General features: G+C 52.1%; 13 protein-coding genes. 1 reads left to right on the top strand and 12 read right to left on the bottom strand.

From position 1 onward, the window contains the following. Window positions 1–70: 70 nt before the first annotated feature. The 8 genes from E1757_RS33090 to E1757_RS33055 all read right to left on the bottom strand — a co-directional run bounded on the left by E1757_RS33090 (window position 71) and on the right by E1757_RS33055 (window position 8,756). On the bottom strand, window positions 71–970 hold the full coding sequence (locus tag E1757_RS33090) for an aldo/keto reductase (protein WP_133236325.1): 900 nt from the start codon (window positions 968–970) through the stop codon (window positions 71–73). A 136-nt stretch (window positions 971–1,106) separates the two neighbouring features. Continuing rightward, window positions 1,107–2,129: a hydroxyacid dehydrogenase gene (locus E1757_RS33085; RefSeq protein WP_133236323.1), complete on the bottom strand. Its 1,023-nt coding sequence runs from the start codon at window positions 2,127–2,129 to the stop codon at window positions 1,107–1,109. A gap of 4 nt (window positions 2,130–2,133) precedes the next feature. Beyond that, complete coding sequence (locus tag E1757_RS33080; protein ID WP_133236321.1) at window positions 2,134–3,804, bottom strand: ABC transporter substrate-binding protein; 1,671 nt, start codon at window positions 3,802–3,804, stop codon at window positions 2,134–2,136. A gap of 48 nt (window positions 3,805–3,852) precedes the next feature. After that, entirely contained in the window at window positions 3,853–4,746 is an 894-nt protein-coding gene (locus E1757_RS33075; RefSeq protein WP_133236319.1) for a carbohydrate ABC transporter permease, read from the bottom strand. Between the two features lie 19 nt (window positions 4,747–4,765). Beyond that, window positions 4,766–5,656, bottom strand: coding sequence for an ABC transporter permease (locus tag E1757_RS33070; protein ID WP_165972395.1), 891 nt, complete (start codon window positions 5,654–5,656; stop codon window positions 4,766–4,768). 141 nt (window positions 5,657–5,797) lie between these two features. After that, window positions 5,798–6,766 carry a Gfo/Idh/MocA family protein gene (locus E1757_RS33065; RefSeq protein ID WP_133236317.1) on the bottom strand — a complete coding sequence of 323 codons (969 nt, stop codon included), beginning with the start codon at window positions 6,764–6,766 and terminating at the stop codon, window positions 5,798–5,800. A 4-nt stretch (window positions 6,767–6,770) separates the two neighbouring features. Beyond that, window positions 6,771–7,568 carry a sugar phosphate isomerase/epimerase family protein gene (locus E1757_RS33060; protein WP_133236315.1) on the bottom strand — a complete coding sequence of 266 codons (798 nt, stop codon included), beginning with the start codon at window positions 7,566–7,568 and terminating at the stop codon, window positions 6,771–6,773. A gap of 126 nt (window positions 7,569–7,694) precedes the next feature. After that, entirely contained in the window at window positions 7,695–8,756 is a 1,062-nt protein-coding gene (locus E1757_RS33055; protein WP_133236313.1) for an aldo/keto reductase, read from the bottom strand. A 304-nt stretch (window positions 8,757–9,060) separates the two neighbouring features. Between E1757_RS33055 and E1757_RS33050 the strand changes: the two genes are divergently transcribed. Beyond that, window positions 9,061–10,260 carry an ROK family protein gene (locus E1757_RS33050; RefSeq protein ID WP_133236311.1) on the top strand — a complete coding sequence of 400 codons (1,200 nt, stop codon included), beginning with the start codon at window positions 9,061–9,063 and terminating at the stop codon, window positions 10,258–10,260. Between the two features lie 101 nt (window positions 10,261–10,361). Here E1757_RS33050 and E1757_RS33045 read toward each other — a convergent pair whose 3' ends face one another. The 4 genes from E1757_RS33045 to E1757_RS33030 all read right to left on the bottom strand — a co-directional run bounded on the left by E1757_RS33045 (window position 10,362) and on the right by E1757_RS33030 (window position 15,337). After that, window positions 10,362–11,393 (bottom strand): zinc-dependent alcohol dehydrogenase, encoded by a 1,032-nt coding sequence (locus E1757_RS33045; protein WP_133236309.1) that lies wholly within the window; start codon window positions 11,391–11,393, stop codon window positions 10,362–10,364. A gap of 87 nt (window positions 11,394–11,480) precedes the next feature. Further along, window positions 11,481–12,473: a hydroxyacid dehydrogenase gene (locus E1757_RS33040; RefSeq protein ID WP_165972387.1), complete on the bottom strand. Its 993-nt coding sequence runs from the start codon at window positions 12,471–12,473 to the stop codon at window positions 11,481–11,483. A gap of 276 nt (window positions 12,474–12,749) precedes the next feature. Beyond that, window positions 12,750–13,784: a Gfo/Idh/MocA family protein gene (locus E1757_RS33035; protein WP_133236305.1), complete on the bottom strand. Its 1,035-nt coding sequence runs from the start codon at window positions 13,782–13,784 to the stop codon at window positions 12,750–12,752. A 23-nt stretch (window positions 13,785–13,807) separates the two neighbouring features. Beyond that, window positions 13,808–15,337 (bottom strand): extracellular solute-binding protein, encoded by a 1,530-nt coding sequence (locus tag E1757_RS33030; protein WP_133236303.1) that lies wholly within the window; start codon window positions 15,335–15,337, stop codon window positions 13,808–13,810. Window positions 15,338–15,640: the final 303 nt, after the last annotated feature.

Below are 15,640 nucleotides of genomic sequence, written 5' to 3'. Positions count from 1 at the left end.
TTGCTCAGACAAGCCGCAATTGGCCACAATTATTTTAGCATACAACATCGGATTTGCATCAGTCAATCGTTCATACGATATCTAGCGGCATTTTACGCGACGGCTTGGGAAAAACCGCATCCAGCTTGCGCAAATCGTCCTCGCCCAGCTCGATTCGTACGGCTTCCGCATTTTCCAGCACATGCTTTTCCGACGATGCTTTCGGGATCGCGATGACATCCCCGCTGCGGATAGACCAGGCCAACAGCAATTGGTACGGAGTGATCCGGTGAGCGTCGGAGATTTCCCTGACGGTAGGATCGGCAATCAAGCCTTTCCTTAATGAACCGGCTTGGGCAAGCGGACAGTACGCCATCGTCGGCACGTGACGCTCTCTTTGCCATGGCAGCAGATCATATTCGATGCCGCGCGAGCCGAGATGGTACAGCACTTGGTTGGCGGCGCAGCGCGCTCCTCCATTGCAGCCGAACAGCTCCTTCATATCGCCGGTATCCAGATTGGATACGCCCCATCTTGCGATCTTCCCCTCCTGTACCAAACGCTCCATGCCTTCAATCGTTTCGCTTAACGGAACGCCGCCTCTCCAGTGCAGCAAATACAGGTCGAGACGATCCGTTTGCAGCCGCTTCAAGCTTTGCTCGCAGCTTGCGGCAATCCGCTTCAATCCGGCGTTATGCGGATATACCTTGGAGACGAGGAAAACTCGCTCGCGTACGCCCCGAATCGCCTCGCCTACCAGCTCCTCCGCTTTTCCGTCCCCGTACATTTCGGCGGTATCGATCAGCGTCATGCCGAGCTCGATGCCAAGCCGCAGCGTGCGGATTTCTTCGTTCCTCCTTGCCGGATCGTCCCCTATAAACCAGGTGCCCTGCCCCAGGCTGGGCACGGATGTTCCATCCGGAAGCCGCACGCTCCGGTCAGCGACGGCGCCGCGTATTTGCTCAATCCGGTTTGCATCTAATGCGGTCAACTTGTCCAACTCCTTCCCAAGTGCATATAATGGCTAGTTCCAGTATACCATTATATGCTAAGCCATCGTATCCCACATTGCCTGCGTAACCTGAAAGCCTGTTGGTTCGCCGCGCCTGCATTCCCGCACTCCTTTATCAGGTCATAATGTCGAGCTGTTCCTCCCTCACTTCAAAACGTAGCGGATCTCCGTTGTAGAAGCGCTTTATTTCCTCCACCATCATCGTGCCGATACGCAGCCGCGAATCCGGATTGACGCCGGCCAAATGCGGCCGGACGATCACGTTGTCCATACGGCGCAATTCGCTGTCAGCACGTAGAGGCTCTAAGACAAATACGTCCAGCGCGGCATAAAACCGGTTCTTCTTCAGTTCCTCGACAAGAGCGGCTTCATCGATCAAATCGCCCCGCGCCGTATTGATCAGCAGAGCGCCGTCGCGCAGCAAGGACAGCTCCTCCTTGCCGATCATCCGGAACGTTTCGGGAACTTTCGGAGCATGCAAGGATACAATATCGGCTTCCGCTATCAATTCCCGCAGCGGCTTCAAAACGACCCCCAGCTCCCGGGCCTGCGCTTCGGATACGAACGGATCGCAGCCGAGAATGCGGACTCCGAAAGGCTGCAGCAGCTTGATTACTTCCCGCGCCACCATCCCGAGACCGATCAAGCCGACGGTCCGTCCCCTCAGTTCATAGGTTTCATAAGCCGCGCTTTTGGCGTTTCCGCCTTCCCGCATAACCCGATCGACCGGAATTATTTTATGCCCCAGCGTCAATATAAGGGCAAGCACCGATTCGCTGACGGATACGCCGATGGCGTAATTGCTGTTCAGCACCCGGATGCCGCGCCGGTACACCTCGGTTGAAGGCAGGATCGGTTTGACCGAGCCCGCCATATGGGCGATCAGCTTCAATTCATCCGCATGCGCAAGCACCGCTTCCGAGATCGGTGCGCTTTTCCATGTCGTAATCACCGTGTGCTTGCCTTGTATGCGTTCCAGCAGCTCCTGCTCCGTGAACGGACGATCATACGGATTCCACTCCACAACGCCCAGATCGTTCAATATATCCAGGCTCTCCGAAGTAAAAAAACATTCAACCGCATTACGCGGAATTTGCACCAGGATGCCGCGCATGGCGTGCCGCCCTCTTTCCGTCATGATTTTAACCGCCTTTTTTTGCGTCAAGCGCTTTTTGGTAAATTCCGATATACGTTTTCAAATTCATCTTATCCAGCGTTTGTACGTAATTGTTCCATTCTTTCTCGATATCGGCGTCTCCGGTAACAAACCGGGCGATGCTTGATTTGACATAATCGTTAATCGTTTTATCCAGATCGGCCAACTGTTGGGCATCGTTCGACGGGAAAAATAACGGTGGCACAATTTCTTCAATTTTCGGTTTATACGGCTCATAGTTTTTCTTCGTAATGTCGTAGTACATCTTTTCTTTATCCGGCTGCTTGAGCACCGCCTGGCCTGCATAATAGTCTTTATCCGTCCGGTAATTCAAGCCGTACTGGGCCCAGTTTTCGTTCTGTACGCGGCCGAACGGGATCAAAAGCCGGTACGTGGCCGGATTTCCGTCCCTGCCCAGATCCCCCGGTTTCGCTTTCTCCCAGGACGATCCTTCAATGCCGAAATTGGAATACAAGGCCGCCTCAAACTCATACATCGCATCGGCCCATCGCATCGTCGCTTCCGGATATTTATTCGCGCTTGTCATAATAAATTCGCCCTGCCTGATCTTGTCGTAGGCAAGCCAAGTCGCTTTCGGCGCGCCGTTCGGCCCTTTAAGCGGTGCGATCGGCTGGTAATCCAGCCACCTGCCGCTTTTTCCTTCGACAATGGTAATATCGGACGGAGAGTGGGCGGGAATCGCTCCGGCGATAGCGATATCCGGATTTTCCGCAATTTTTTTCAGCCCGTCTTTATCGATGGTGAAGGATTGCCTGTCAAGCAGACCTTCCTTATACAGCTTGTTTAAATATTTGAGCCCTTCCTTCCATTCCGGCTTATTGTAAACGACGTCGATCTTCCCGTCCTTGACGATCATCCGCTTTAGTCCGTCGTCATAAATAAAGGAGTTCATCAGAAAAACGTCAACCTGCGATTTTATCGCATTTTTCGGTTCTCCCCCGATAAGCGCAATTTCATCCGGCTTGCCGTTGCCGTTCGGATCTTTTTCCTTGAAAGCCTTGAGCATTTGATAAAATTCATCGAGCGTCGCAGGCTCCTTCAAGCCCAGCTTGTCGAGCCACGGCTTGTAAACGTACATTTTGTAATCGAGCGAGCAGTGGTAGCATTCGTTGATGTAGGGCAGGCTGTATATTTTGTTGCCCGGAGCCGTAACCGCGCTTTTCACCTCGGGCATTTCTTTAAATATTTTTTTCGTATTTTCCCCGTATTTCTCAATGAGATCCGTGAATGAAACGAACATGCCCTGCTCGCCGTAAATCATTTGCTGTTCCGGAGACACATCCAGGTTCATCAAAACGTCGGGCAAATTGCCGCTCGCCAAAAGCAGATTCAGCTGCTCCTGATAGCTTTTCTCATCCAAAATCGTCCATTCGACGTGAACATTCGTTTTATTTTCCAGCCATTTGGTGTAGCCGTTTGTTTTCAGGTCCTCGACAAGACTGCTGCCTCGGATAGCCGCCTTCAACGTAATTTTGTCTTTCACAACGGGAAATTGCCCCGGCGGATTGACATTGGCCGCATTCGGACTTCCCTTCGGTTCCGCAGACGGCGGAGCGGCCTGGTTCTTCGAGCAAGCGGACAGCAGCAATGAGCCGCAGCAAAGAACAGCCAATAATTGAACAGCCTTTTTTTTCAATGCGTTCAGCCTCCCTTTTTCGTACACTCGACAACGCTGCACGGTACATCAGCCTTTGATGGAGCCGATCATCACCCCTTTGACAAAATGTCTCTGCACAAACGGATATATGATCAGCATAGGTGCGGTCGCCACCACAATAAGGGAGTATTTCAACAAGTCCGCAAGCCCTTGCCGCGCTATCAAATCATCTTCATTCGTTACCATGCTCGGATCGATCTGATTTTGAATCAGGATCGTACGCAGCACCAATTGAATCGGGTACAAGCTTCTGTCCTTTAAATACAACAGCGCGCTAAAATACGAATTCCAATGCGACACGGCATAAAACAGCGTGAGCACGGCAATAATCGGACCCGCCAATGGGATCACTATTTTTAACAAAAATTTCCAGTCCGAGCAGCCGTCGACTTGCGCCGCCTCAAGCATTTCATTCGGAATCGTCGTTTGAAAGTAGGTTCTGGCAATAATGACATTGAACACGCTCATGGCGGAAGGCAGTATCATCGCCCAAGGCGTATCCAGCAGCCCCAGGTCTCTGACCAGCAAATAGTTGGGGATGATCCCTCCGGAAAACATAATCGTGAACACAAAAATGAACATGATCGCGTTGCGACCGATAAAATCTTTACGGGAAAGCGGATATGCGGCGATAATCGTCAAAACGACATTGACTGCGGTCCCTGCAACGGTGTAAAACAGAGAATTGGCGAATCCGGTCCAGATCGCGTTGTATTCAAATACGGCTCTATAGCCTTTCAAGCCCGGTTCGACCGGCCACAGCCATACTTTGCCCGAAATGACGGCATCCGTCGAGCTGAAGGACGCGCTGACGATATAAACGAGCGGATAAAGCACGGTCAGGAAAAACAGCGTGAGGATCGTATAATTGACGGCATTAAAGATCCGGTCGATTTTGGCTTCTTTCACTTTGGCATTCATTCGCGCGTTCCCCTCCCGTCTACCATAAACTGCTCTGGCCCATTTTTTTTGCGAACCGGTTTACGGCCACCAGCAAAATGAGATTGAGCGCGTTTTTGAATAGTCCGATGGCGGAGGAGTAGGAGAAATTGACTGCTGTCGATGCCAGCCCGACTTTATATACATAGGTGTCGATAATTTCCGACGTTTGCAGATTGAGCGGATTTTGCATCAAGAAAGCCTTTTCAAAGCCGATTTCCAGCATCCGGCCAACTTCAAGAATAAGCAAAATGACCGCAATCGGCAGTATTCCCGGCAAATCGATGTGCCACATTCTGCGCAGCTTGGTCGCTCCGTCGACGACTGCCGCCTCATGCAGCGAAGGATCGATCCCGGACAATGCGGCTAAATAAATGATGCAGCTGAAGCCTACATTTTGCCAAACACCCGACCAGACATAGATGCTTTGAAAATAATCGGCATTGCCCAGCAAGCTTACCGAGTCGAAGCCCAGCGCTTTCAGCATCAAGGTAACCAGACCGATCCGCGGATCCAGCATTTGGAAAATAATGCCGACCATAACGACGACCGATATAAAATGGGGCGCGTACGTTACCATTTGTACCATTTTCTTAAATTTTTCATGCATCACATAATTCAAGCTCAGCGCCAGCAGGATAGGGAAAGGAAACCCGGCAAGCAGCTGGTAAATACTGAGGCTGATCGTGTTCCACATAATATTCCAAAATTCATACGATTCGAAAAACCGGATAAAATGAGCCATTCCGACCCAGGAGCTGCCCCATATCCCTTTGGTCGCCACAAAGTTCTTGAATGCGATTTGAGCTCCGTACATCGGAATATATTTGAAAATAACGATATAGGCAAAAGGCAGCGCAATCAGCGCATATAATTGCCAAACCTTCGCCATATCTCTGATGAGCTTGATGCTTTTGCTTTTCTGTTTGCCTGCCGTCAGTTCCTTCACGTCGGTGAATTCCAAACCCGCCACCTCCTTCCGGATCGTCCTTATCCCAATCGTACCGATTCCCCGCAGCGCTGCGTCCGTTTTCTATCTCCCGTCCAGCAGCGCCTGCGCCAATATCGTCTCGGCAACTTCCATCGTCTTCAGCGCATCCTTGAAATGCGAGGACGGCTGCGTTCCCGCCTTCAGACAGTCGATAAATTCGCGATGCTTCGCCCGGAAGCCGCCATATTGGAACAACGCGCCGCCTCCGCCCATTTCGCGCGCGTCATACTCGACCCCCTTGGTATCGCCATCCGCGTATAAATAGCCTTTCGTTTCATGCTCCGCTTCTGCGCATATATTCGGGGCGTGCATTTCAACTGAAAAAATTCTTCGGCCGCTGGACCAGCTGTTGATCAAATAACCGGTTGCCCCGTTATCGAAATGAAGCGTCGCCGAAATAAAATTAATATCCGGCACCTGGACGCGCTTTGTATGGCTTTCGATCTTGACGACTTCGCCGCCGCACATCCAGCGGATCGTATCGATCGAGTGTACCGTATCGTCCATCATCCGGTCTCTGGCGCCGAGAAACGGCTGAATCTCGGATTTGTAAAATCGGCATACCGCATGGGTGATCGGTCCGCGCTTCAAGCATTCCTCGCGCAGCTTCGTCACCATCGGCGAGCTTCGTCTCTGGAAGCCGACCTGGGTGATGCAATCGTTTTTTGCCGCCGTGTAAGCCAGCGCCCGCGCTTGATGGATCGTAATCCCGAGCGGTTTCTCGATGTACAGGTGCAAACCGCGCTCCAGGCACCACATCCAAATATCGTACATGACATGCGGCTGTCCGATCACATATACCGCCTGCGGGCGCATATCCTCGATCATGCTGCGGTAGTCGGCGTACCGGTTGGCAATTCCGTACTTGTCACCCGTCTCGTGCAGCGGCCCCGGAAACAAATCGCATATGCCGACGATTTCTACATCGTCAAAAGAAGCCAGGGAAGGATAATGGACGCTGTTCGCCATCCTTCCTGCGCCTATAACCGCGACCCTTACTTTTGAACTCATCTGATTATCCTCCTGCAAACAATGATTTGGCGTAGTCAATATCTTGTCGAATCAAGCGGTCGACTTCCTGTTCGTTCGTATATTCCGCAGTCAGGCAGACGACTCCGCGATAGCTGCGTTTTTTCAAGTAGGCCGCCGCACGGGACCAGGACGCAAGTCCATGCCGGGCGGACGTAAAGTAACGCTTCCATTCCGCCGCTTCCGCCTCCGGTCCGCTCAGCAGCTTGTAATAGGCGTTTTTGAAATTCACCATGCACAGATGCGACCAGACGATATCAAGACCGAACTCGGGCTGCTGGCCGGCCAATGCATCATGCGCGGAATCCCAGATGGCGCCGACATAGTTCGGATCATAGTCCTCCAGCAGATGATGCAGGCCCATCGCATCGACAATATGATTGCCGTAATGCTGCTGACAGCCGACTTTAATTCCGTATTTCTCGCAAAGCGGGAGCAGCGCTTCGATCTGCTCGCGCGCTTTTTTCTCCGAGGCCATGTAGCCGAGCTCCCGGTCGATGCTTGGCATCATACGGATCATCGGAATGCCCGCTTCCGCGCAGCCGGCAAATATGCGTTCATCCGTACCGCTTGCCACGCTGTATATGGTCAATCCAAATTCGGCGAATTGCTCGACCAATTGAGGCAATCGATCCGCGTTGGCGGGCTCCAGCTGATAGCCGTCGCGCAGCGGAAATTCCACCCCGTCAAAGCCCATGCCGCTGACCAACGTCCCAAGCTCCCACATGGATAATGCTTTCCACGGTTTCGTAAATACGGAGAATGAAATCGGTTCGGTTGACATCTGTACACATCCCTCTTTTTAAGGTTTTTACCGTCTACAGCAATACCATTGCGTCAGCAAGCGCTTTCATATTCACGTGATTTGGCTACCGGCACGTGCTGCGCGAATCGTGTTCAAATACTGTACTTAACAAGTCCGGCTGTTGAAGCGGTTTTCATAATAATCGGGGTTGTCCCCCAGCTTGTGCAATACCGGCTCCGTCATTTCGTTCAACCGGGTTAAAATATCCAGTGACAGCTCATAGACAGCGCCCTGAATGTTTAAATCCAGCTGTGCGATATTGCGCGACCCGACGATCGTTGTGCTTACCGCCTCATTGGCTGCCGCCCATGCCAGCGAAAGAACGGCCATATGGACGCCAAGCTCATCCGCCAGCTGCCTGATTTCCCGCAATGCCCGATGAATTTCGGCCTCCGCCCCTTCTTCCCCATGCCGCGTCCCTTCGCCTCTGCTATGGTGAAAATGACGCGTGCGCGACTGCATCGGTCCCAATTCGTCGATCGTTGCATACTTGCCGGTCAGCAGCCCCTGAAGCAGCGGCATATAGCCGATTATTCCGACTTTGCTTTCGACGCAATAGGGTAAAATGGACGCCTCGATTGCGCGCGACAGCAAATTATACGCCAATTCGTTTGCAACGACCGGCACACCGGTAGCCTGCACTTCCTTCATTTGCATTACGCCGTGGTTGCTGAGCCCGATATGGCGAATTTTTCCTTCTTTTTGCAGCGCGTGAAGCGTATCGAATACTTCCGGTACTTGCGGCGGATTTTCAATTAAGCCCGCATCCTTCGTAAAATGCTTCACGGCCAGCGGACTGAGCGGCCAATGCAGCATATACAGATCGATATAGTCGGTTTGCAGCCGTTTCAGACTCGCTTCGCAGTGGGCCCGCAATACTGAGGATCGCGTATTGGAAGTGCTGATCTTGGAGCCGATTACCGCTTGATGGCGCCTGCCTTTTAACGCGATTCCCAGTGCAATTTCGCTGTCGCCGTCATTATACACCTCTGCGGTATCGAAGTAATTCATACCCGCATCAAGCGCTTTATGAACAACCTCGTCGACATCGCTCTGACTCTGCTCGCCCCAGTAGCTGCCCTTGCCTCCGCCGAACTGCCAGCAGCCCATACCGAGCACGCCGACCTCAATGCCCGATGCGCCCAATGCTCTCTTCTTCATGGACATTCTTGTTCACCTCCCCGCAACTGTATTCAATTTCCGATGACGCGGCCTTTTTTCAAAAGCAAACCGTTCCTCGTACCCGATCGCCTGCAGCAAATCCGGATTGTGTGCTTGTCGCAGCTATCGTTCCCTTTTCCCATTCTTTACTTGGGTGAGCCGCAATTTCTTTAGCTGTTTTCAGGATTATTCTAATCCTCGCTCATTTATGCATAGATTTAAATTAAGTTGCCGTTGAGAATATGGTAAATTATGGTATAATCATGACTCAAGGCAGCAATTACATCAAAAATCGGGATAAGGTGCCGCTATGAGCCAAAATGAACTGCGCGATCAAAAAGGAAGCAAGCTGAATATTTTACAAGCTTTGCGTATCAAAGGCAGCATGTCAAGGATCGAATTGACACGGTTAACCGGCTTGAGCCGCGCCACCATCTCCATCTCTATCGCAGAATTAATAGATTGCGGGCTGGTTTACGAAACCGACAACCGCCTGTCGACAAAAGGCAGGCCGGCCACCGCTTTGGAGCTCGTTCCCAATTCCCGCATTATACTCGGCGCCGATCTCGATAACAAGACGTGGACGCTCGGCGCTTTCGATTTGCTCGGCAACACCGTTAAAACGATGAAAATCCCCGTTCATACATTCGAACCGGAAGCGACCTTCAAGGCTCTCGCCGGTGAAATCGCAAGCTTCGTTCAACAATTGGATAAGGCGCCAGTTCCGATGCTCGGCTTGGGCGTGCCGGGCCTGGTCGATGTTCATCACCGCTGCATCCGCAGCGCCGCCGACCTGGATTGGCACCAGGTCGACGCTGCTGCCCTATTGGAGCAGCACATCGGCTGGCCGACAGTCGTCGTAAACCGTCACCGTGCGCGCGGTTTGACGGAATGCCGCTACGGGGCAGGGCAGCAATTCAACAATATGATTTATATCGGCGTCGGCATGGGGATTGCTGCCGGTCTGTACATCGACCGGCAGCTGCTGTCGGGATCGCTGGGCGGAGCCGGAGAAATCGGCCATACGACAATTGAGCCGTCAGGCCCGCTCTGCCCCTGCGGCAATCACGGCTGTCTGCAGGCGCTGGCGGCCGGCCCGGCCATTGAGCAGGAATTCCGCAAGCTGGTGCGATCCTCGGAATTAGATCAGAGCAATCCATACCGGCATATGGATCTTCAATTTTTAAAGGTTCAAGACGTATGTGCCGCCGCCGAGGAGGGGGATGAGCTTGCCGTACAGGTGATTCATCGTGCCGCTTCCTACTTGGGAATCTCCATGGCCAATCTGCTGAATACATTTAACCCGGAAGCGATCATTCTTGGCGGTACCGTTCCGAATGCAAGCTCCTTATTCGCAGAAACCGCGACCAAAGTGATGCGGCAAAAGGCGATGCGTCCGCTTGCCGTCGATACGATCGTACGGACTTCCTTATTCAAGGACAATGGCGGGGCCCTCGGAGCGGCCAACTTTGCATTCGATAAGCATATTTCGATCTCTGTTTTTAATTAAGAACGAATTGCGTCGATGATTCAACACGACTGAAATAAAAAACAAACCCGGTGCCATGACCGACATCGGGTTTGTTTGACAAAATTCGGGATTTCGCCGCTTTATTTCACTTCGCAATCAATCATGACGTGGATCGTATCGCCTTTATGCTCATTGCGCAATTGGAATGCTCTTGCGACTTCAGCCAGCGGAACGACATGCGTAATCATTTCCTCGGTATTGACCAAGCCGTCCAATACAAGACGCAGCCCTTCATCGAAGTAACGACGGTTGTCGATATCCCGCTTGGGCTCGGTGGAAAGAATGTCAAGGCGTTTTTTATGAACCTTGAAGAAATCGACCGGCTTGTGGCAGGTGCCGATGCAGCCGTACATGACGATACGCCCGTTTTGTGCCGCAGCGTTGATCGCATCAACCATGCCGGCGCCCTCCAGCAAGCAAGGAATAACGACGTCAAAGCCATCCGGAAAATCGGCCCCGACAATATCCATCGTATTCGCATGCTCGTTCGGCATTTTGTACGTATGGGTAGCCCCGTATTTACGGGCAAGCGCCAGCTTCTCGTCGAACAGATCGGTGACGACCAAATTTCTCGGGCTGAACATATTGACCACCTGCGTCATTACCAAGCCGCTGACACCCTGCCCGGTAATCAATACATTTTTATTGGGCGAAATGTCGCCGAGCTCGGCTGCATGGATGATCCCCGGCAGCACTTCAATCAACGAGCCTTCGATTAATGGAAGGTCTTTGGGCAGCACCTTCAGGGAGAACGGCGTGCAGCACACATATTCCGCAAACGCGCCCCATACGTACCGCAGCGCGACATGATCGCCTTCCTTGACGCCGATTACGTTCGGTCCGACTTTATCAATGACTCCGGCTACTTCATGACCCAGACGTGTCGGGTACGATATAAATTCGGGCTCGCGGGCACCGCGGAACACTTCGACATCGCTGCCGCAAATGCCGACCCATTTGACCTTAACCCGCACTTCCCCGTCTTTCGGCTCCGGGATCAAGGCGCGCTTGACGCTGATTTCGCCTATCGCGTCCATAACCGCACACATTTGTGTGCCGGGACCGTCGTAATCCACCAATTCCATAGGAGGTACTGACATTTTTCTAACCATTTGCGTAAATCTCCTTCCAGCATGTTTGAAAGCTGCATCATTTCCCGGTTATTGCAATTATTGCAGTCAGCTTATTCGTTTTAAACGTTACGCCATAACTTCCCACATTTTCTCGCTTACCTCGTATGAGGTCTTTTCTTCATTCAAGCCGCGAATAATGTCCTTCACGACTTCCTCCATCAGTGAAAGATGACCTTGTACCGATGCGCCGGCCACATGCGGAGTCAGCAGCACATTCGGCAGCGAACGGATCGGGCTGTCCGCCGCAAGCGGCTCCTTCTCGAACACATCGAGCGCTGCGAAGAAGCGGCCGCTTTGCAGCTCGTCCATAAATGCCTTCTCATCGACCACAGGTCCGCGCGATGAGTTAATGAAGACGGCGCCGTCCGGTATGCGCGCCAACAGCTCGCGGGTCAGCATCCGTTCCGTTGCGGGAAGCTTCGGCGCATGCACCGAAATAATCGGGCAGCTCATAACTTCTTCCAGCGTCGCTCTTTTGGCGTTAAGGCTGGCTGCCGCTTCCTCCGACAAGTACGGATCATAGATGAGCACATTCACTTGAAACGGCGCCAGCAGATTAATAAAGGCACGCGCCGTAGAGCTGGCGGATATAATGCCGATCGTGCTGCCGGTAAGCTCCCGGCCCTTCAGGCCAAGCTCTCTCCATTGTCCGGCTCTGAGCGACGCGTCCAGCGTCGTCAGGTGGCGCAATGACACAAGCAGCGCCGCCAGACAGTATTCCCCGACGCTAAGCGCGATGCGGGGCGCTGCGGAAAACACTCTCACCCCGCGGGAAAAAATTTGCTTCGGCACGAGATTTTTAACCGTTCCGGCCGCATGTCCGACTGCGCGGAGCTTGGTCGCCTTCTCCAACGCATCTTCGCTAAGACTTGGCGAGCCCCAGCTCGTAATAATAACTTCGGCGTCGCTTGCCATTCCGGCAAGCTCTTCCTTCGTATAATCTTTGCCGGTTTCATTCCAGGTTACATCGAAATGCTCATTCAGCAATGCCCGGCATTTGTCGGAACAAACCTCTTTCAACCGCGATTCCGGCGATAGTACCAACGCTTTCCTTTTCATGTGTTCGCCTCCTAATTTAATAAAACCCGCTTCATTAGAGACTGTCGATTCAATGGGGATAAGGGCTTGGAGGATGGCTTCAGGGCGAGTTATGGTTCTGGGGGCTCCCCCAAAAGTAATCGGACTCAGCATCGAAGCGTCACGTCACTTTTGGGGGACTGGATATTGCCTTGACACAAAAATCCTAATCAAATTAAGGCAATAAAACGTGTTTGAGCTTCGAAGTCACCTCCAAAGTCCGCTCCCCACAATGAATCGACATTCTCCATTAAGCCATTAATCCCGAATCGGAACGACCTGATGCGTGCGCATCGATTCGAAGCAGGCGTCAATCACTTTCATCACGCGAATGATTTCCTTGCCCGAGGCGAGCGGCTCCCGCCCTTCGCGAATGGCGTCTGCAAATTCTTGAAGCTGCCAGGTGAAATTGGCGTTCGTCCGGTCGCATTCGTCCTGTTTTTCACCGTTCAACAGCAGTTCGTATTCATCCTTCAGCTGCATCATGCCGTTCGTACCGATCAAATAGCGTTCGTAAATACTATTCTGGGTCGACCAGATACGCTTGCCGGTCAAGCCTTCCTCATCGGTCGGCCGGGCGCCCGCATTAAACGACATGAGTACATTGGCCATTTGGCCTTCGCCAAAGTTGAGTGAAATCGCGACCTCGTCTTCCCCGCTCCAGTTCGGATTGTTGGAATGTCCTTGCGCATAAACCGATACGGGCATTTTATCGTATGCCCACACGATATAGTCCAATATATGGCTGCCCCACAGCGGGATAATGAATCCGCCGATTTTGGCATCATCCTTCCACCAATCGGTGGCCGGCTTATCCATATGGGCCAGCAGCAGCGCATTAATGTTGATCAATCCGCCGATTTCGTTCGCTCTGACGCGCTTGATCGATTCCATAACCGGACTGAAAAACCTCCGGCTTTGGCCGATCATCAGCGTAGCTCCGCCCGCTTCGGCGGCGGAAGCCATCGCTTCCGCCTCCTCCACGTTCATCGCCATCGGCTTCTCTACCAGCACATGTTTGCCGGCGCGAAGCGCTTTGATCGAATACTCCGCATGAATATCGTGAGGCAGCAGCAGCAGGAACGCGTCAATATCGGGATCCTGCACTGCGTCGTCATAGGAGGTGTACGTTTTTACGCCTGTCCACTGCTCCGCCTCATGTTGCAGCTTGCTCGAATCGCGGGTTACAAGCGCAACCAGCTCGATTTGTTCAGATAGCTCCCGTACCGCCGGAAGATGGGACTTGGAGACGCGTCCCAATCCGACTACGGCCAACCGTAATTTTGGCAGCATGGTATTCCCCGCTCCTTCTTTATTTATTTACCGTTTTTTCTATCCTGGTAAGCCTGGTTAAATTCATCGATCATCTTCATGTAGCTGGCATCCGCTTTGAACGACTTCACCATAGCGTCCCACGATTCAATCGGTTCTTTGCCCATAATGACTTTAATTTTCATATCGTCCATTTTCTTTTTATAGTCCGGCCCCATCTTCAAATCGACATCGGACAGCAGACCGATCGAAACATCCGCCACGCCGTAATTGACGCGGTCGTCGACGATTTTTTTGTTGCGCTCGAAAATTTCTTTCGGCATACCTACGCGGTAAGCCCACAGATACGGGTCATATCTTTCGAAAATTTTACCGAACGAGCTTTGCGACACGCTGTCTTTGATAGCCTGCTCCGTTGCCGTTTTGAAGCCGTCTACAACCTTGAAGTGAATATCCTTCAGCCCGTAGCAGGCCAATTCAAAGCCTTCCTCCGATGCGCCGTAATCCATCAGAGCCAAAATTTTCTTCATTTTCGCTTCCGGAACCTTTTTCGGGATCAGGTACAATCCGGCAAAACCGTTGGACGTATGCACCATTTTACCGTTCGGGCCTTCCAAATAAGTCATAGCCACGAAGTCGGCTTTCGGATCCAGCTTTTGCGCGCCCTCGGTCGAACGGTACACGCCTTCCGTCGTATCGGCCTGAACGCCGACTTTGCCCGCTTTCGCCATATTTTCATAATCGGTCGTTTTCATGACGGCGAAATCTTCCGGCAATATTTTATCCTTGTACATTTTGTTCAGATAAATAAGTCCGTCTCTTGTACCTTGTTCCAGATCGGTGTCAACCAGCTTGCCGCCTGCTTCTTTCCACTTGCCGTTGCTTTTGTTAAAAATATCGATAACACGTTCCCAGTTTTTGCCGTTATAACCATACGTATCGTTTTTACCGTTTTTGTCCGGGTCTTTGTCGACAAACGCTTTCAATGCGGTATAAAACTCATCCATCGTACGCGGCATCGGCAAACCGACGTTGTCCAGCCAGTCTTTGCGGATATTGAAGAAGTTGCCTCCCTGAAGCGGACGAACCGACGGTAAAATATACTGCTTGCCGTTAACTTTCACAATGTCCATGATCTCTTTCGGATACGCGGACAAGTTTTTATAATCTTTCAAATACGGTCCCAAATCCCAGAAAGCGCCCTGTTTAATCATGTTGATGGCCTGCGTTTGCTTCATGTCCTTGATTTTCATCAAATCGGGCAGATCGCCCGAAGCGAGCATAACGTTCTGCTTTTCTTCCCATGCGTTAGGAGAAGCCCATGTAATGTTCAGCTTGGTGTTCGTGCGCTTCTCGAATTCCTTCGTAACCGGATTGTCCGCTCCCGGCGGTTCCGGCGTGCTGAACTCGGTAAAAATGCTGATTTCCGTCGGCTTCTCGTCTTTGGCGGCACCTCCGGTGCCTGCGGCCGGCTTGGCCCCGCCCGAGCAAGCGGACAAGAGCGAAGCGACCATGACGAATGCTACCGATGCAGGCAGCGCCTTGCGTTTGAACGAATTCTCTTTTTCTTTCATGAAGAACCCTCCTCGTATAATCAGTTTAGAAGCTCATTTTGAGCGAATTTCCAGTTGATCCGGACAACGGGAAAGAGCCTAAATGAATTTCCAATATATAAGTGATGGTGGCACCTCTACTTGATGGGGGATGTGGGCGTAGCCGAACCCGTACCGCAGCCCGAAGGGCGAGGAACGGAAGTCGGGGAAGCGAAGCCTTCTTCCTTCCACTCCAATCGATCCGGACGATCAGAGAGCCCCACCTTCACTTGGAGAAAGCCCCGGTTTCCTCGTCCACATGGTTTTGTTTCACCCCGTTTTACC

Source organism: Paenibacillus piri (genome assembly GCF_004354045.1).
Lineage (GTDB): Bacteria > Bacillota > Bacilli > Paenibacillales > NBRC-103111 > Paenibacillus_S > Paenibacillus_S piri.
This window is presented reverse-complemented; position numbering and strand designations above follow the sequence as displayed.